Annotated in this window: 15 protein-coding genes; 11 read left to right on the forward strand and 4 right to left on the reverse strand. The window is 44.9% G+C overall.

Annotated elements, in window-relative coordinates:
- Positions 1-6: 6 nt before the first annotated feature.
- Together OV592_RS17605 and OV592_RS17610 are read right to left on the reverse strand one after the other, a co-directional pair.
- Positions 7-1,023 (reverse strand): zinc-binding alcohol dehydrogenase family protein, encoded by a 1,017-nt coding sequence (locus tag OV592_RS17605; RefSeq protein ID WP_221074711.1) that lies wholly within the window; start codon positions 1,021-1,023, stop codon positions 7-9.
- A 9-nt stretch (positions 1,024-1,032) separates the two neighbouring features.
- Positions 1,033-2,505 carry a mannitol dehydrogenase family protein gene (locus OV592_RS17610; RefSeq protein ID WP_016403221.1) on the reverse strand — a complete coding sequence of 491 codons (1,473 nt, stop codon included), beginning with the start codon at positions 2,503-2,505 and terminating at the stop codon, positions 1,033-1,035.
- Positions 2,506-2,846: 341 nt separating this feature from the next.
- On the opposite strand from OV592_RS17610, the gene OV592_RS17615 reads away from it, so the two are divergent.
- From OV592_RS17615 to OV592_RS17630, 4 genes are all read left to right on the forward strand, one after another.
- The gene (locus tag OV592_RS17615; protein WP_406609505.1) at positions 2,847-3,776 is read left to right on the forward strand and encodes a sugar kinase; all 930 of its coding nucleotides are present in this window, start codon (positions 2,847-2,849) and stop codon (positions 3,774-3,776) included.
- A gap of 28 nt (positions 3,777-3,804) precedes the next feature.
- Entirely contained in the window at positions 3,805-4,434 is a 630-nt protein-coding gene (locus tag OV592_RS17620) for a bifunctional 4-hydroxy-2-oxoglutarate aldolase/2-dehydro-3-deoxy-phosphogluconate aldolase (RefSeq protein ID WP_406609506.1), read from the forward strand.
- 10 nt (positions 4,435-4,444) lie between these two features.
- Positions 4,445-5,536, forward strand: coding sequence for a mandelate racemase/muconate lactonizing enzyme family protein (locus OV592_RS17625; protein ID WP_221074714.1), 1,092 nt, complete (start codon positions 4,445-4,447; stop codon positions 5,534-5,536).
- A 217-nt stretch (positions 5,537-5,753) separates the two neighbouring features.
- Complete coding sequence (locus tag OV592_RS17630) at positions 5,754-7,409, forward strand: sugar porter family MFS transporter (protein WP_256471410.1); 1,656 nt, start codon at positions 5,754-5,756, stop codon at positions 7,407-7,409.
- 73 nt (positions 7,410-7,482) lie between these two features.
- Here OV592_RS17630 and OV592_RS17635 read toward each other — a convergent pair whose 3' ends face one another.
- Positions 7,483-8,262: an FCD domain-containing protein gene (locus tag OV592_RS17635; RefSeq protein WP_016403226.1), complete on the reverse strand. Its 780-nt coding sequence runs from the start codon at positions 8,260-8,262 to the stop codon at positions 7,483-7,485.
- 343 nt (positions 8,263-8,605) lie between these two features.
- Here OV592_RS17635 and aldA point away from each other — a divergent pair, with 343 nt between their 5' ends.
- Both aldA and OV592_RS17645 read left to right on the forward strand, forming a co-directional pair.
- A complete protein-coding gene (aldA, locus tag OV592_RS17640) occupies positions 8,606-10,054 on the forward strand; it encodes an aldehyde dehydrogenase (RefSeq protein WP_152780398.1) in 1,449 nt (482 codons plus the stop codon).
- Between the two features lie 239 nt (positions 10,055-10,293).
- Positions 10,294-11,655, forward strand: coding sequence for an RICIN domain-containing protein (locus tag OV592_RS17645; protein ID WP_406609507.1), 1,362 nt, complete (start codon positions 10,294-10,296; stop codon positions 11,653-11,655).
- Positions 11,656-11,746: 91 nt separating this feature from the next.
- Here OV592_RS17645 and OV592_RS17650 read toward each other — a convergent pair whose 3' ends face one another.
- Positions 11,747-12,736, reverse strand: a complete 990-nt coding sequence (locus tag OV592_RS17650) for a LacI family DNA-binding transcriptional regulator (RefSeq protein ID WP_016403944.1) — start codon at positions 12,734-12,736, stop codon at positions 11,747-11,749.
- 356 nt (positions 12,737-13,092) lie between these two features.
- On the opposite strand from OV592_RS17650, the gene OV592_RS17655 reads away from it, so the two are divergent.
- Genes OV592_RS17655 through OV592_RS17675 form a run of 5 tightly spaced genes read left to right on the forward strand, consistent with a single transcriptional unit; the run spans position 13,093 to position 18,858 of the window.
- Positions 13,093-14,145, forward strand: a complete 1,053-nt coding sequence (locus tag OV592_RS17655; RefSeq protein ID WP_406609508.1) for a sugar phosphate isomerase/epimerase family protein — start codon at positions 13,093-13,095, stop codon at positions 14,143-14,145.
- A gap of 9 nt (positions 14,146-14,154) precedes the next feature.
- Entirely contained in the window at positions 14,155-15,324 is a 1,170-nt protein-coding gene (locus tag OV592_RS17660; protein ID WP_406609509.1) for a Gfo/Idh/MocA family protein, read from the forward strand.
- Positions 15,311-16,846, forward strand: a complete 1,536-nt coding sequence (locus OV592_RS17665) for a sugar ABC transporter ATP-binding protein (RefSeq protein ID WP_406609510.1) — start codon at positions 15,311-15,313, stop codon at positions 16,844-16,846. The genes OV592_RS17660 and OV592_RS17665 overlap by 14 nt, the downstream gene beginning before the upstream one ends.
- Entirely contained in the window at positions 16,843-17,847 is a 1,005-nt protein-coding gene (locus OV592_RS17670) for an ABC transporter permease (RefSeq protein WP_227981115.1), read from the forward strand. The genes OV592_RS17665 and OV592_RS17670 overlap by 4 nt, the downstream gene beginning before the upstream one ends.
- Positions 17,848-17,883: 36 nt before the next feature.
- A complete protein-coding gene (locus OV592_RS17675) occupies positions 17,884-18,858 on the forward strand; it encodes a substrate-binding domain-containing protein (protein WP_338622208.1) in 975 nt (324 codons plus the stop codon).
- Positions 18,859-18,930 lie beyond the last annotated feature (72 nt).

An 18,930-nucleotide genomic window follows, 5' to 3' on the forward strand; every position in this document is an offset into this window, starting at 1 on the left:
GCGCGACTAAAAATTAATAACGCCCTTAATCAGCGTTGCGTTGTTCACTACATCTTGTTGGTAAGAAAGACCAACTGTGTCAAAGTCATAATCACGGTTTTTCATGATGTTCTCGTCGATTTCGCCTTTGCTCATTAACTCAATCACGCGCTCAAAATCTTCACGAGTGGCGTTGCGACTGCTTAATAATGTGGTTTCTTTTTTGTGGAATGTTGGGTCGTCTAGCACCAAGTCACCGATGTACAAACCGATGAATACAATCTTGCCGCCATGGCGAATTAGCTCAACACTGCGGCTCATAGAGCCTTTGTTCCCAGTAGCGTCTAATAAGGTGCATGCCAAGTTGCCGCCAAAGGCTGCTTTTAAGTCATCAACATAATTTTCAGCAAGAGGATTTAAGGTTTTAATGCCCAAGGCTTTTTCTACATGTGCGCGGCGCTCATCACTTACGTCTGCAACTACCACTTCTGCGCCATTGGCTTTAGCAATAGCAGCTGCCGCTAAACCGATTGGGCCAGCACCAACTTGCAGCACTCGTTGGCCAGCTTTAACTTCGGCGCGACGCACCGCATGAGCACTAATAGCGAAACATTCGATTAATGCACCTTGGCTATCGCTAACGGTTTCTGGCAATTTAACTAGGTTGCTTTCAAGTACGCTTAGGTACTCTGTAAAGCCGCCATCTTGGTGTACGCCATATAAAGAAACATTCTCACAGCAGTTGGTTTTACCTTCTGCACAAGCAGAACATTCGCCACAAGGAATACACGGAATAACCGAGAAACGCTCGCCCACTTTAGCGGTGCTACAAGCACTGCCGGTGGCTTCAACTACACCACTAATTTCGTGGCCAAGTACCCGCGGGTAGCTAAAAAATGGCTGACGGCCAGCAAAGGCATGAATGTCGGTGCCACAAATACCTACTGCTTTAACTTTCAGTAGTACTTCGTTTTCGGCAAAAGACGGTTTCTCTCGCTCTACATACTCAATTGAGAATGGTTCGTTACAAACTAATGTTTTCATTGATATTTCCTAATTCGCTGCAATGGAGTCTACAACTGACTCAATGCCGTATTCTTCGATAGAGGCAAATGCTGATACCACCTGTTGGCTAAACTTGGCGTTATCTTTAGCAAGCGTTCCAAATATTTTGTTAATTGCTAACAAGGCTTTCGCTTGGTCTAGCGCTTCGCCGTTGCTTTCTACAATCTGTTTAAACTCGTCGGCTAATGGGTCAACAATTTGCTCACCCGCTTTTACAGCGCGAATAACTGAATGCATCCAACCTGCAATAAGAATTGGCAAACAAGTGACTTTTAAGCCGGCGTTTTGTAGGTGTAATAAGGGATCAACCGCGCGTTGTGGAAGCTTTTGAGAGCCGTCCATCGCGATCTGTGCAGTTTTGTGTTTTACGTTGGCGTTACTAAAACGCGCTATCAATAGATCGGCGTATTCTGGTAAATCAACGTTAAGGCTTGGGCTTAATGACTTAGCTTGCTCTTGAGTCATCAGTTTTAGCGTTGCCGCTTTAAACGCAGGATCTTGCATGCATTGGTATATGTACTCGTATCCTGCAAGCGCGCCGTTATATGCTAAGAAAGAGTGACTACCATTTAACATGCGCAGTTTCATTTCTTCGTAAGGCAATACATCAGCAACAAACATTGCACCGGCTAAATCCCAATCTGGGCGACCAGCTACAAAGTTGTCTTCTACTACCCATTGACGGAAATCTTCACACACCACGCCACACGGGTCGGCATAACCAACTTCAGCTTCAATCGCGGCAAAGGCTTCAGCTGTCATAGCTGGACAAATTCGGTCAACCATAGTGCTAGGGAAGCTAACATTCTGCTCAATCCAGCTGGCCAGCTCTTTATCTAACTTACGAGCGTAAGACAACAAAGCATTCTTGGTTAGGTGACCATTTTCAGGAATGTTGTCACAAGACAATACGCTAATTGGCGCTAAGCCATTGTCACGACGAATTCGCAACGCTTCGGTAATTAAACCTAAGGCTGATTGCGGCTGCTGCGGATTTGCTAAGTCGTGTTTAATTAGTGCGTTTGCTTCATCAAGCTCACCCGATTGTGGGTCAACGCAGTAACCTTTTTCGGTAATGGTTAGCGAGACTATCGCTACTTGTGGTTCGGCTATTTTAGCAATGGCCGTTGCAATACCACTTACAGGCGTATGAATAGCTTCGGTAACGGTACGAACTAAGCGAGAAGTCGTAGTGTCTTTAGATTTTTCAACAACACTAAACAAACAGTCTTGAGCAACTAAGTTGGCAACTAAGTCTTCGCTACCAAACATGTTAATTTCACAAATGCCCCATAACTCGCCAGATGCTTGGTTAGTTAAATCGTTGTATACCGCTTGGTGGCCGCGATGAAACGCGCCAAAACCTATGTGAACAATCTTAGTGCTTAACTGTTCCCTGTCGTATGTTGTTGCTTCATTAAACCGATCTTTACACTGGCTTATTTGATTACTTGCTGCCATTCACTCACCCAATTGTTCAACCAATACGGCATTTATACCGACAAAGCGGTTAGATAGCCGTGACTATAATCACAAAATGGTAAACCAATACGGCATGAATGGCTAACAATAATACAGTAAATAGCAGTCCAATATTGTTTAAGATCAATAAAAACAATCAACAAAAAGACATAAAACACAATAAAAACAACAACTTGAAACACGACCGTTAAGATTGGATTTAATTTATCCATGTTGAGGCTCTAAAAACCATTTTGGTTGACCAAAATAAATTCATCCCATACCATCAACATCATTAAGGGATTAACCCTTCTTATTAATTCAATCAAATAGGACAGGTCATGTTTAGCGAGATATTAAGTTTTGGCGAACCCATGTATGAATTCAGCCAAATAAAGCAGTCTAAAGCCATGGAGCCAGATTTTTTAAGCGGCTTTGGTGGCGATGTTTCTAACTTCGCCATTGCAGCAGCACGTCAAGGCGCCAACGTAGGCATGATCACCCATTTAGGGGACGACGAATTTGGTGAGCAATTTAGAGCGCTGTGGAAACGTGAATCTGTAGCAAGTGATTTAGTAGTAAGTAACGCGAGTGCACACACGGGCGTCTATTTTATTACTCATAATGAAGAAGGGCATCACTTTTCATTCCTAAGAAAAGGCTCTGCAGCCAGCCTTATTAGTAAGCAGCAACTTCCTGTTGAAGCGATAGCCAATGCTAAACTGCTACATACTACTGCAATTACCCAAGCCATTAGTGACACCAGCTGTGACGCAGTTTTTGCCGCCATTGAGCTGGCGCGTAAAACCGATACCTTGGTCTCTTACGATACTAACCTACGCTTAAAACTGTGGTCGCTTAATCGTGCCAAAGCCATCATCAATGAAACCATTAGCCAAGTAGACATTTGCTTCCCTAGCATTGATGAAGCACAACTGCTTACCGGCCTTACACATGCCGATGAAATCATCGATCATTACTTACAGTTAGGCGCCAAAATTGTTGTGCTAAAACAGGGCTCTGAAGGCGCAACAGTGGCTAACCAACACGAGCGATTTAGCATCAAACCCCACAAGGTAAACGCTGTAGACGCAACAGCCGCGGGTGACTCATTTGCCGGTTCATTCTGTACCCATTATGTACGCGGCGCAGAACTACAAGAATGCCTTAAATACGCTAATGCTACTGCTTCTATCACCATCACTGGCTATGGCGCTGTAGCGCCGCTACCTACTCTTGCTCAAGTAGAGCAACGTATCGGCCTTAGTTAATTTTACTTTTAATATTACGGACAAAAACATGGAAAATTTAAACTCTCTGCTGAAGCAATTTAAAGTAATTCCAGTAATTGCTATCGATAAAGCCAGCGACATCGTGCCACTAGGCGAACAGTTAAGTAAAAATGGTTTGCCAGTTGCCGAAATCACTTTCCGCTCAGACGCGGCAGCAGAGGCAATTCGCCTACTTCGCGAAGCACAGCCAGATATGCTAATTGGTGCAGGAACCATCTTAAACGAAGAACAAGTAATAGCCGCTAAAGAGGCCGGTGCTAGCTTTATTGTTTCTCCAGGTTTAAACCCAAATACCGTTAAAGCCTGTCAGAAGCACAACATTGTTATTATTCCTGGCGTTAATAATCCGTCAACGGTAGAGCAAGCACTAGAGCTAGGTTTAGACACAGTGAAGTTCTTCCCAGCAGAAGCCTCTGGCGGCATTGCCATGCTTAAGTCATTACTTGGTCCATATACCAACATTCAAGTAATGCCTACTGGTGGCATCAATCAAAACAACATTGAAAAATACTTGGCATTACCCGGCGTTTTAGCCTGTGGTGGCACTTGGATGGTAGATAAATCACTTATTAATAAGGGCGAATGGGATACCATCGGTCAATTAGTGAAAGACATTGTGGCGCAACTTGCCGAGTAAGAGAACAAACATGAATACAGCAATTAAATCAGTTACAGCGCGTTTGTTTAAAATTCCTTTAGCGGAGATTTTATCGGACGCCAAACACGGCGATCACGACCACTTTGAGTTAGTGACCACCACCATTACTTTAGAAGATGGCAGTGAAGGTACCGGTTATACCTATACTGGCGGTAAAGGCGGCTATGCCATTAAAGCAATGGTTGAGCACGACTTAGCACCAGCTCTTATCGGTAAAGATGCCAGCCAAATCGACGAAATTTACGACTTTATGGAGTGGCATATTCACTATGTAGGCCGTGGTGGTATCGCTTCTTTTGCCATATCTTCGGTAGATATTGCCCTTTGGGATCTAAAAGGTAAGCGTTTAAATCAACCTTTATGGAAAATGGCTGGTGCTAAAAACTCTAGCTGTAAAGCGTATTGCGGCGGTATCGATTTACAATTTACCACCGAAAAACTATTGGCCAATATTCAAGGTTACTTAGATAAGGGCTACAACGCAGTTAAAATCAAAATTGGTCGCGCCGATGCCAATGAAGATATTGCTCGTATTAAAGCGGTGCGCGAGCTAATTGGTAAAGACGTTACCTTTATGATCGATGCCAACTACTCATTAAGTGTTGAGCAAGCCATTGCTTTATCTAAAGCCGTAGAGCAATACGATATTACCTGGTTTGAAGAGCCAACCATTCCGGATGACTACCTAGGTTACGGCAAAATTGCCGATGCCACTTCTATTCCTTTGGCTATGGGTGAAAACCTACATACCATTCACGAATTTGAATATGCCTTTGAGCGCGCCAAACTTTCTTTTGTGCAACCCGATGCTTCAAACTGTGGCGGTATTACTGGCTGGCTTAAAGCCGCCCGCTTAGCCGACCAACATGGCATTCCGGCATGTTCTCATGGCATGCAAGAATTACATGTGAGCTTAGTGTCTTCTCAGCCAAATTCTGGCTGGTTAGAAGTACATAGCTTCCCAATTGATGAATACACCAAGCGTCCATTGGTGGTTAAAGATCATCGTGCTGTAGCACCAGATACCCCAGGCGTGGGTGTCGAGTTTGACTGGGATAAGATTAAACCTTTCGAAGTGTAAATCGCCCCTTCTTTAAACACCGTCCTAGCGCGGTGTTTTTTTATACTTGTTTTATAGCTCCCCCCGCTTCAGTGCTTACTCTCTTCTGATCTGCTCTGTTCTGTTCCCCTACTAACAACAAAAAAATCAATAAAACACCACAATTGATAACCAATACACACAAAAGATCAACCAATGTCGATCTTGATCGACAAATTGGCTAACCAAACATGCTTAAATAACTTCCGAAAATAACCTTCTAAGAGGAACAAAGATGGACATAAAAACATGGAATGCTTACAAGTATGCGTTAATTGTGGCTATTGGCGGCTTTGTATTTGGCTTAGATGCCGCCATTATTTCCGGCACAGTGCGCTTTATCGCGTCGGAGTTTTCCCTCACTGATTTGCAAATTGGCACTGTAGTAGGCGCGCCAAGTTTAGGTGCAATTTTGGCCTTGCTAGTCGCCGGCAAAACTGCCGACGCCTTGGGCCGTAAAAAAACCCTCATAATCATTGCTGGTCTTTACGTTGTCTCAGCCTTGCTGTCAGCTCTAGCAACTAGCTTTATGATGTTAACCATGGCGCGCTTTATTGGCGGACTAGCCTTTAGCTCGCTTTCTTTAGCCTCTATGTACATTGGTGAAATAGCCCCAGCTAAACAACGTGGCAAACTCGTCTCGGCAAATCAATTTAACATCGTGATTGGCTTATTAGCGGCTTACTTCATTAACTACTATTTAGTGCTGCATGTAAGCGAGAACTCCTTATTGTTTGCCCCCGATACCGTGTGGCGAACCATGTTAGCTTCGGAGCTTATTCCAGCGGTGCTTTGGGTGATCTTACTTTGCCGAGTGCCAGAATCCCCTCGCTGGTTAATGATGAAAAACAAACAGGAACAAGCTAAAGAAGTACTGCTAAAACTATTGCCAGAGCAACGCGCCGAAGAAGTACAGGCTGAGATTGAGCAGAACCTAAAAGAACATCAGGACACCAGTAGCATTACCGAACAACTTAAGCTGTTGTTCTCGTCGCCAATGAAAACCATTTTTGCGATTGGTTTTATCATGGCGGTTGTACAAGGCATTACCGGTATGAACGCGATTCTGTTTTATGCTCCCACTGTGTTCGAACAAATTGGTTTTGGCTTAAATGCCTCGTTCCAACAAGCTATCTACATTGGCATAACGAGTGTGGTATTCACGGTATTAGCTGTTTTCTTCATTGATAAAGTCGGCCGAAAACCACTGCTTATCTTTGGGCTATTAGCGGTAGTACTAAGCCATGCAACTTGTTGGTACGGCTTTAGCAACGCCAGCTACAGCATTAATCAACAAACCATCGATAAACTAGAAGAGGTAATCGATACTACTCCACTTAAAGCGCAGCTAAATAGCCAATATGCTGATGATGTTAGCTTTAAGGAAATGCTAGCCACTAACTATGATGCCGATACGCTGCGGCTAAGCGAAGGGCATATTATTGAAGCCGCTATTTCAGTGAACCCAATTGTTATTTTAGTGGGCATTTTGGCCTTTATCGCGGCTTTCCACATTTCTATTGGGCCAATTATGTGGGTACTGTTTTCGGAGATTTTCCCTAACTCGGTACGAAGCGTTGCGATCCCATTGTTTGCATTGGTCACCAGTGTTGCCAGTTACTTAATCCAGCAGTTTTTCCCTTGGCAGCTAGCCAACCTAGGTGCAGCAAATACCTTCTTAATGTACTCAGTGTTTGGCTTAATAGGCCTATTACTGCTGTGGCCACTGTTGCCAGAGACTAAGAATAAAACCATTGAGGAAATTGAAGATACGTTGGTAAATAAGCGCAACCAGCCAACCACCAGCGCAGAAGTATCAGATAACCCGGTAGGCAGTAACGCACCTAGTGCATAACGTTTAGCTGTTAAAACCAAATAAAAAAGCCGCTAAATGTTCATTTAGCGGCTTTTTCTTATAACAATTGTAATTAATGGCTTTCGGTAAAGTTGCTATCAAATTCCATTGCGAAGAAGTAATCGTCTAAATCAGTATCGCTATTGTCAGAGCTAGCTATCTTAAGTAACTCTTGCTTACTGTTCTCGATATGTTGCCACACTGCCTGCTTAGCATCTTCTGGAGAGCGTTTTTGCAAGGCTAACAAAATGCGCTTGTGGTCATTAATCCACATCGACTGTAAACGCTCTTCGTGTAAAAACTGATGATTAAGCTCATTCCACAGCGGGTTGGTGGTACGTACCGTGCTCCACATGTCAACCGCTTGGTTAATCAGCACTCGGTTTTGAGTCGACTCAGCAATTAAGCTATGGAATTGCTGATCCAGTGCTTCAAACTTCTCGCTGTCGCCATTTATCTCACTCTCTTGCAGTTGCAGTACCTTTTTAAGTTCACGTAGCTCGTTAAACTTAATTTGAGTGGCGGCAAATCCGGCAATGCTGCTTTCGATAATCTGGCGCGCCTGGAGCAACTCAAAAGGTCCTACATCACTTTTTGGCAATATAGTACGCTTGTTAACTTTTTCAGGAGAATCAATGAAGTAAATACCAGCACCTTGGCGAACCACGACCAAGCCTTTCAACTCAAGCATAATTACAGCTTCTCGGATAGTTGCACGGCTGGTTTCAAATCGTTCACTTAGCTCTCGCTCTGATGGCAGTCGTTCACCCGCTTTAAACACGCCTGAAAACAACAATTCCTCGATTTGCACGCCAATATCATAGTAGCGCCGCTTGGTATCCATCTTAGCCATAATGTCATTTAACCTTTGGGGAAATATAGAAACTATCTAACTTTTGGTAAATCAATTCAAGTAAGTTCTAGACCGAAGCCTGAATAGTAACGCCTTTTAGCGCGTATCGGTAGTCAACCACAACTACCGATGTCTCATTTTGATCTAAATTGTACGACTAATAATAAATCACGCCTTAAATACATGAAATTTAGAAAATATTCATTTACCAAATGAATTTCTACAAAATTGACAGAATAACTTGTGAACCTCATCACTTTAAAGGTCAACCTTTATGGCGTAGAATGCACAAATTGGTTTACCAAATTAGTTTTATCTCCACTGGGAATCTAAAGGAAGTTAGATGAGCACAGTTACTCACAAAATGTTTATCAATGGTGAATGGTTAGAATCAGCTACCGGCAACACCATTGAAGTTGTAAATCCAAGTAACGAACAGTTGGTTGGCTATGCTCCGCAAGCGAGCCGTGAAGAAGCAGCTAATGCTTTACGCTCATCAGAAGCGGCTCAAAAAGACTGGGCTAAATTACCGGCACAAAAACGTGCAGAACTAGTAGCAGCACTAGCAGACGAACTAGAAGCAGACGCTGAGCGTTACGCTGAAATGATTACCCAAGAACAAGGCAAACTGCTAAGCGATGCACGTGGCGAAGTAGCCGGTTCTGTTGGATTTTTGCGTTACGCTGCTGAATCAGCTCGCCGCATCGAGGGCGAGATAGTAACCAGCGAAAATCAAGATGAGCAGATTTGGATCCAACGTGTGCCTTTTGGCGTAACCGTGGGCCTGCTAGCTTGGAACTACCCGCTAGCACTAGCGGCACGCAAACTAGGTAACGCCTTAGTCACCGGCAATACCATGGTAGTAATGCCACCAGCAGACACTCCGCTCACGGTATTAGAGTTCTCAAAACTAATCGCTAAAGTAGGTTTCCCTAAAGGCGTCGTAAATATTGTTTCAGGTTTAGGTGGTGAGGTAGGCGACGAGCTAGTGCGCAACCCTATTACTAAGCTTGTGACTCTAACCGGCAGCTCGGAAGTGGGTTCTATTTTATACCGCTCTGCATCAGAGAACATCACAGCACTAAACCTAGAGCTTGGCGGCAAAGCGCCGTTTATCGTGTTAGATGACGCCAACATCGACGAGGTTGTTGAGATCGCGGTTAACTCAGGCTTTGGCAACTGCGGCCAAATTTGTACGTCTAACGAGCGCATGTATATCCACAAAGCGATTTACGCAGAGTTTATGGATAAGTTCATCGCTAAAGTGAAGCAACTTAAGATAGGCGACCCAATGTTAGCTAGCACTAATGTTGGCCCTAAAGTTAATGCTCGCGAAGTAGAAAAACTGGTTGAGATGATCAGCAAAGCCAAGGCCGAAGGTGCAACCATCGCTTGTGGTGGTGGTAAACCAAGTGGCGAAGAGTTTGCCAATGGTTACTGGTTTGAACCTACCGTGGTTACCGATGTAAACAACCAAATGGACATCATGAAACAAGAAGTGTTTGGCCCAGTTGTAGCTGCAATGCCAATTGATAGCCTGGAGCAAGCATTACAGTATGCCAACGACATCGACTTAGGTTTGTCTGGCTACGTATATACCAACGACATGCGCAAAATAATGCAAGTTGTTAACGAGTTAGAGGTCGGCGAAATCTATGTTAATCGCCCTAATGGTGAGCTGTTAAATGGCTTCCATACAGGCTTTAAACGCAGTGGTATCGGCGGCGAAGATGGGAAATACGGCTTGGAGGGATACTTGCAGAAGAAAACCATTTACCTGAACTACCAGTAATCTTTTTTAATTCCTTTTGACAATTGTTAGCACTTTGCCTTGGTAGTCATACCAAGGCCTTTTTTTATCTGCCCTTCCGAGATCTTGCTCACCAAAACCGCCCTTCTGCAAAACAAAAACAATAACTTGATCACACACCTTACAACAGGTTAACAATGAGCATAAATTGATCGACCAGATCGCATAAACAGGTTAATAACTGTGCGATATTTGTTATCACACTAAACAGGGAGATAACAATGAAAGGATTCACTAAGCACCCACTACTATTAGCCTGCGGTTTAGGTTTATCACTCAGTACTTATGCGGCAGACTGGGATAATATCCCAATTCCAGCAGAGCTAGACCCAGGACAAAGCTGGGAGTTACAAGAAAGCTATTCAGACTCTTTTAACTATTCGGGTAAGCCAAGCTCCTTTACTAGCAAATGGAAAGACGCTTACTTTCATAACTGGACAGGCCCTGGCCTCACCTACTGGTCAAGCGATGAATCGTGGGTTGGTGATGGTAACTTAATTATTAGTGCATCTCGCCGCCAAGGCACTAACCAAGTTAATGCTGGTGTTGTCACCTCTAAAACCAAAGTGAAATACCCCATTTTCTTAGAAGCCAACATTAAGGTAAGCAATTTAGAGCTTTCTTCCAACTTTTGGTTACTAAGTGAAAACGACCAGCGCGAGATTGATGTTCTGGAAGTGTATGGCGGAGCCCGCCAAGACTGGTTTGCCAAAAACATGTCAACCAACTTCCACGTATTCTTCCGTAACAACGATAACTCAATTAGCAGTGACTTTAACGACCAAACACACAATACCCCTACTTGGGGCAATTACTGGCGTGAAGGCTTCCACCGTTTTGGCGTTTACTGGAAAAGCCCCACTGAGGTGACCTTCTACATTAATGGCCAAAAAACCACTAAAGGCGCTTGGAGCCAAGTGGTAATGAAAGATAAAGATTATACCGGTGCCATACTAGATAAAAGCCGTTACAACATGGATCAAGAAATGTTCATTATTCTTGATACCGAGGACCATTCTTGGCGCTCTGAAGCAGGCCATATTGCCACCGATGCAGACCTAGCAGATGGCGATAAAAACAAAATGTACGTAGATTGGATTAGGGTTTACAAACCTACTGGTGGCAGCACTACTCCGCCAACAGGCGACATTACTCCACCTAGCGGTTATACCAACCTTCAAGTGGCTCACTCTAACTTATGCCTAGATGTGAAAAGCGGCGCATTATGGAACGGTAGCACCTATCAACAGTGGTCATGCAACACCGGTAACAATAACCAGCGTTTCCAATTTACCGCTTTAGGCAATAACGAATACAGCATTAGCGCAAAAGTAAGCCAACTATGTATGGAGCTAGCATCTGGCAGCTCTGCAGACGGCGCTAAAGTTCAACAATGGGTTTGTAACCACGCCAATACAAGCCAAGTATGGAGTCTTGTAGATAAAGGCAGCAATACCTTTGAAATCCGCAATAAACAAAGCGGCAAGTGTTTAGAAATAGCCAATAATTCGGGCGCTAATGGCGCAGATCTTAGACAATGGTCATGTGATGGAGGTACCAACCAACGTTTTAAATTCCAGTAGTATTTTTTAGCAATTCCTTCCTTTGGCCAGTGGTGATAATACCACTGGCTTTTTTTCATTCCCGATAGCAATGCTTAGACAAACGACATTGTTACTTACTTGGCGAACAGCAACTAGAGCGAACCAATAGCTGAGTTGGCACAATGGTATCTTGGCTGGCTTTGCTGCCCTGCAGAATCTTCATTAGCGTGTTGGCTGCTGTCTTACCAATATCTTCTTGCGGCTGACGAATGGTGGTGAGCTCTGGGTTGGTATACTCGGCAAATAACAGGTCATCAAAGCCCACTATTGATAACTGTTGCGGCACCTTAATACCCAGTTGCGTTGCCGCTTTCATTGCTCCTAGAGCCATCATATCGTTAAAGCAAAATAACGCTGTCATTGAGTAGTGTTCGTGTAGACGCATGAACGCGCTATACCCCGACTGAAAACTAAAATCACCGTCTTCAAAAGCGGCTTCGTCGACGGCAATATTTAGCTGCTGCAGACTGTCTTGATAACCGGCTTTACGATCCACACAAATTGGGTTTTCCATAGGGCCGGTAATACAGCCAATTTGGCTATGCCCAATATCTAATAAATAATCGACTGCTCGCTTAGCCGAGCCGCGATTATCAATACGCACCGTGGGAATAGGAAAACCAGGAAAGTACTCACATGCCATTACCATTGGAATTTCGGTGCCTTGGCGGATCTCCATAGGCAGCTCAGCGGTAAGCGAAATAATGCCGTCGGCTTGCTTGCTGCGTACCAAGTCCATATACACTTTTGCTTGCTCAACCGTGTGAATTGAGTCCCCCAGCAACACCTTGTAGCCATTTTGCAAGGCAACCTGCTGGATCCCGCGCACAATGCTGGCGAAAAACATATTGGCAATATCTGGCACAATAATCACGATGGTTTTCGATTCGCTACGCCTTAAATTTCGGGCAATAACATTGGGAGAGAACCCCGACTCGGCTACCGCTAACTCGACTTTCAAACGGGTTTTCTCGGATACTTTTTCTGGGCTCATCATCGCCCGAGATACCGTTGCGGTAGATACGCCTGCCAATTTGGCCACATCTTTTATGGTAGGCATTTACTGTCCTTAGATTGGTAATAAGCAAGGCTAACCTTAGTGAAAGCTTAGCCCAAATGTAACGGATTACATCAATTATCATAAAGTACTTTATTTTAAATCACTTAAGAACTCAATCAGCAATTTGTACAAAAAATAAACTTTTAAACTGATCACATTTTCGCAACATACGCTAGATAAACACTATTTTATTGTATAAGTTTTATTCAACTACTAAATAAATGCCATGCAGTGCGGCTTTATACGCCTCCAGCTTTGAACAGCGCATGGTTTTTTTATGAGACTAAATGTAATCGATTACATTTAGTCTCAACAAAATACGACATTTGGTTTGAACTTCGATAAAAGGATTGCCGATGAAAACCCTACAAGGACCCGCGCTGTTCCTCGCCCAGTTTGCTAGTGACGAAGCGCCCTTTAACTCACTAAGTTCAATTGCCGCTTGGGCAGCCAGTGTGGGTTACAAAGGAGTGCAAATGCCCAGCTGGGATAAACGTTTGTTTGATTTGGAGCGCGCTGCAGAAGATCTAAGCTATTGCCAAGAGATATTAAGCCTGCTTGCCGACAATGGCCTCACTCTCACCGAGCTGTCGACGCACCTGCAAGGCCAACTTGTTGCAGTGCACCCAGCCTACGATGAAATGTTTGACGGCTTTGCTCCTGAATCCGTAAGGGCTAACCCAAGCGCCCGTCAAGAATGGGCGGTAAACCAAATGATGTTGGCGGCAAGGGCTTCTAAAAACCTAGGTTTAAGTGCTCATGCTACCTTCTCTGGCGCGCTGCTGTGGCCATATATGTATCCATGGCCACAACGTCCTCAAGGCTTAGTTGAAACTGGCTTTGAGGAATTAGCTAAGCGTTGGTTACCGATCCTAGACGCCTTTGACGCGGCTGGCGTAGATGTATGTTACGAAATTCACCCAGGAGAAGATTTACATGACGGCGTTAGCTTCGAAATGTTCTTGGATGCAGTTAACCAGCATCCGCGTTGCAATATCTTGTATGACCCTAGCCATTTTGTGCTGCAGCAGCTGGATTATCTAGACTTTATCGACCGCTATCACCCTCGCATCAAAATGTTCCACGTAAAAGACGCGGAATTTAACCCCACTGGTCAACAAGGCGTATATGGCGGCTACCAAAGTTGGACTGAACGTGCGGGTCGATTCCGCTCTTTAGGCGACGGCCAAGTAGATTTTGTAGGGATTTTTTCCAAACTCGCCCAATACAACTTTAGTGGCTGGGCGGTGGTTGAGTGGGAATGTTGCCTTAAACACCCTGAAGCTGGCGCGCTGGAAGGTGCAGCCTTTGTAGAGCAACACATCATTGAAGTCACCGACAAAGCCTTTGATGATTTTGCCGACAGCGCCATCGACCAAGCAGCAAATCTGCGAATTCTGGGTTTATAGGAGTAACTCATGGATAAAATTAAACTAGGAATGGTAGGCGGTGGCAGTGGTGCGTTTATTGGTGCCATTCACCGTATTGCTGCGCGCTTAGATAACCAATATGAATTAGTTGCTGGCGCATTAAGTGCCGATCCAGCCAGAGCGCAACAATCAGCCAAGGATTTAGGCATTGCTGCCGACCGTTGCTACCTAAGCTATCAAGATATGGCTGAGGCAGAAGCCGCTCGCCCTGATGGCATTGAAGCGGTAAGTATCGTAACGCCTAATCATTTGCACTTCCCTATAGCTAAAGCATTTTTGGCCGCAGGTATTCATGTGATTTGTGACAAACCCATGACCTGCTCTCTTCACGAAGCAATGGAGCTCAAAGAGCTGGCGAATAATAGCGGCAAGCTGTTTGTGCTCACTCATAACTACAGTGCTTACCCCATGGTGCGCCAAGCCCAACAAATGGTTGGGGAAGGTTTGCTTGGCAAGCTGCGCTTGGTTCAAGTGGAGTATGCGCAAGATTGGCTCACTACCGCAGCGGAAAATACTGGCAATAAACAAGCCGAATGGCGCACCGATCCAAAGCGCTCGGGACCTGCTGGTTGCTTGGGAGATATAGGCACTCATGCCTTTAATCTAGCGGCCTTTATAAGTGGCTTACAGCTAGAACAAGTAAGCGCAGAGCTGTCTACTTTTGTAAATGGGAGAGTACTAGACGACAACGTGCATGCCATGCTGCGATTCGAGCAAGGTGTACGCGGCATGTTATGGAGCTCGCAGGTGGCCCCAGGTAATGAAAATGGTCTGCGGATCAGGGTTTATGGCAGTGATGGAGGGCTTGAATGGTCGCAAGAGCAGCCCAACCAACTACTGTACAGCCCATTCTCCCAGCCTAGCCGAATTATTAGCCGTGCAGGTTATGGATACAACGCCGAGCCTGAACATTTGGTGAGAACTCCAGCTGGCCACCCCGAAGGCTATTTGGAAGGCTTTGCCAATATTTACACCGAAACCGCCAAGGCTATTCGTACAGCACGCAGTGGCTCATCGGCCACCGACATTCTGGCTAATAGTTTATTGCCAGGAGTGAAACAAGGTGTAGAAGGCTTACAGTTCATCAATGCCATGATCCACTCCTCGCAAAACAATGGTAAATGGACCGCTTTGGAGAACGTTCATGAGCTTGCCTAAACCTATTCTTAGCTTGGATAAAATCACTAAAAGCTTTTCTGGAGTACAAGTTTTACACGGCATTAGCGTTGAGGTGCAACCAGGCGAAGTAATGGGCATTCTTGGTGAAAATGGCGCGGGCAAATCTACCTTGCTAAAAATTATCTCTGGCATTTATCAGCGCAGTAGCGGCCAAGTGCTAGTTAATGGCAAAACCGTTGAGATAAACAGTCCAGCAAACGCCAAAGCCTTGGGCATTGCGATGATTCCACAAGAATTTAACTTAATTGCCAGCCTAAGTGTGTTTGAAAATATTTTTTTAGGCCAAGAGTTAAAAGGCAGCTTGTTTCTTAACAAAAAAGCCATGCGCCAACGTACCCTCCAACTATTGAGTTTACTAGAAACAGACTTATCGCCAGATGCGCTAATTGAAGCACTGAGTGTGGCCGAAAAACAAATGGTCGAGATAGCAAAAGCATTAGTAAATGATGCGCGCATTCTGATTATGGATGAACCCACCACGGTATTAACCAGCCAAGAAGTTACCGTGCTATTCAAGCTTATCGATAAGCTAAAAGCGCAAGGCGTAACGATTTTGTTTATCTCGCACAAACTTAAAGAAGTGAAACAGCTATGCGATCGCCTAATTATTTTGCGCGATGGCGCGTTAATTTCGGTTGACCAAGTGAGTGACATTGACGAACAAGACATGGCGAAAAAAATGGTTGGGCGTGAGCTTAACCAAGTTTTTCCGCCGCGCTCTAAAGTACAAAGCAAAGTGGCACTTAAAGTCGATGATTTGAATGTTAAAAACTTACTTAAGCAAATTAGCTTTGAAGTGCGCCAAGGTGAAGTATTGGGGTTTGCCGGCTTAATTGGCAGCGGGCGCACCGAAACAGCAGAAGCGATAATGGGGCTACGCCGTCGCCAAAGCGGCAAGATCTTTATTCATCAACAATCCGTCACCATTCACAATATTAAAGATGCGGTAAAACATGGCTTGGCCTATCTAAGCGAAGATCGCCAAGGCTGCGGGTTAACCATGAGCTTTAATTTACCCGAGAACATTAGCCTTATTTCACTAGGCAACTATTGCAAAGGCTTAATTAACCACGGCAAGGCTCGCCAACAAGCTCAGCACTATGTGCGTAAATTCGACATTAAAGCGGCCTCCTTAGATACCGAACTTCTTTACTTAAGCGGAGGCAATCAACAAAAGGTGTATTTATCAAAATGGATGGATACCCAGCCGCAAATACTGATTCTCGACGAACCCACTCGGGGCGTTGATGTAAATACCAAAAAAGAAATCTACCACTTTATCCAAAGCATGACCGAGCAAGGTTTAGCAGTTGTGGTGATCTCATCAGACATGGAAGAACTCATTGGCCTTGCCCACCGAGTTTTGGTGATGCGCGAAGGCCAAATTCAAGGAGAGCTGCGTGAACAAGAAATCAACGAACAACAAATCATGTTTTTGGCCGCAGGTCTGCAAAGCCAGGCAACGCCGGTATCTACGCCGATGCAGGAGAGCCCCCAATGAGTGAGGTTGCTAAAATGAATCAAAAATCTGGGCTAAGCCCAAATACCAGTTGGTTAAATAAGCTGCCTAAATTTACTCTATCTAACTGGGCTCCTTTAGTCGCATTACTCATCTTGGTGGTGCTGTCGGCCATGGCCAGTGACCACTTTTTGATCCCAAGAAATCTTACCAATGTGCTTAGACAAGTCTCCTATACCGGCATTATTGCCCTAGGAATGACCTTTGTGATTATTGCCGGCGGAATAGATTTATCGGTGGGTTCAATGGTCGCCCTAGTGGGTGTACTGGTGATTATGTTGCTCAACTATTTAGGTGACGGCTGGATGGCCGTGACCGTTTCTATTGCTGCGGCGATGGCCATGGGTGCAGCTTTTGGCGCGGTAAATGGTTTACTCACCACCAAAGGGAAAATCACCGCGTTTGTCGCCACCTTGGCAACCATGTCTATATTCCGCTCCTTAACCCTATACATTAGTGATGCCGGAGAAATGGTCTCGCAAAATAACCACTACCCCGACATTGGCGGTGGCTACTGGCTGGGCATTCCTATTCCTGTTTGGCTGTTTATCGGCCTTGCATTTTTAGGCCACCTTATCTTGCGGCATACCGCTTTTGGCCGCCATGTATGTGCGGTGGGCTCTAACCCCAAAGTGGCCACCTATTCTGCGATTAATGTACAACGTGTTTATTTTCTTACTTTTGTGATTGTTGGTTTCACCGTGGGTTTGTCTGCGGTGATGCTGTCATCACGACTAAATTCGGTGAGCCCTGGTGATGCGGGCTTGTTTTACGAACTCGACGCCATTGCAGCGGTTGTAATAGGCGGCACTTCGCTGTCTGGCGGCAAAGGCACCTTATGGGGCACCGTTATCGGCGCCATCATATTAGGCATTATTAACAACATGCTGAATTTAATGGGGGTGTCCCCCTACTTACAAGGAACGGTAAAAGGCTTAGTGATTTTGATTGCAGTGCTCATGCAATTTAAACGCGACCGCTAAACCAACACCGTACATTAATACAAAGGAGAGTAACTCATGCGTTTATTGCAACACATAGGAAAATTACTACTTGCCGCCACTTTTATTGCCTCACTGGGATTAAACGCCGCAGTAGCTAAAACCTTAAAAGTGGGTGTATCCGTTCCCTCGGCAGACCACGGTTGGACCGCAGGCTTGTTGTGGTGGGCAGAAAAGGCCGCCGACGACTTTAAGAAAAGTGAAGACGATATAGAGTTTTACGTAGTGGCTGCCAGCTCTGGTTCAAAGCAAGTTGGCGATGTGGAAGATTTGATGATTAAGGGCATTGATGCCTTGGTTATTTTGCCGCACAACCCCGCCACCTTACAAAAAGTAATTGAAGAAGCCTACGGCAGTGGCATCTACACCGTAGTAGTAGATCGCGAATTAGAAACGCCAGCGCAAAATGTATTTATTGCTGGTGACAACGCGGGTTTAGGTAGCGTAAGTGGCGAATGGCTGGCTAAAGAAATGGATGGCAAAGGCAAGGTAGTAGTGATTGAAGGCATGTCTATTCCTATTAACAAGCAACGGGTAGACGCGTTTAACGAGGTGATTGCTCAACATAAAGGCATGAGCATTCTCGATAGCCAACCAGCCGATTGGTCTACCCAGAAAGCACTAGCCGTAATGGAAAACTACTTACAAAAACACCCAGAGATTGATGCGGTTTGGTGCCAAGATGATGACATGCTAAAAGGCGTGATGCAGGCGATTAAAGAATCTGGCCGAACCGACATTAAAACCGTATTAGGTGGAGCGGGTTCGCAAGACATCATCAAAATGGTGGTAGATGGTAACCCGGTAGTTCGCGCTACCGTCACCTACCCACCTAGCATGGTTGCCTCTGGCATTGCTTTAGCGATTACGGGCGCTCGTCATGAAATGCTAGGCAAGATGTACCACAGTGCACCTTCGCGAGTTATCTTAGCGGCAGAGCTTATCGACACCAATAATGCTAGCGAATTTGTGGTAGCAGACGCCGCTTACTAAATTTAACTAAGAAGCAAAAGCCCAAACAAATATTGTTTGGGCTTTTATTAATTCAGCTAACTAACATAGCAA

Source organism: Agarivorans sp. JK6 (genome assembly GCF_045277145.1).
Taxonomy (GTDB): domain Bacteria; phylum Pseudomonadota; class Gammaproteobacteria; order Enterobacterales; family Celerinatantimonadaceae; genus Agarivorans; species Agarivorans albus.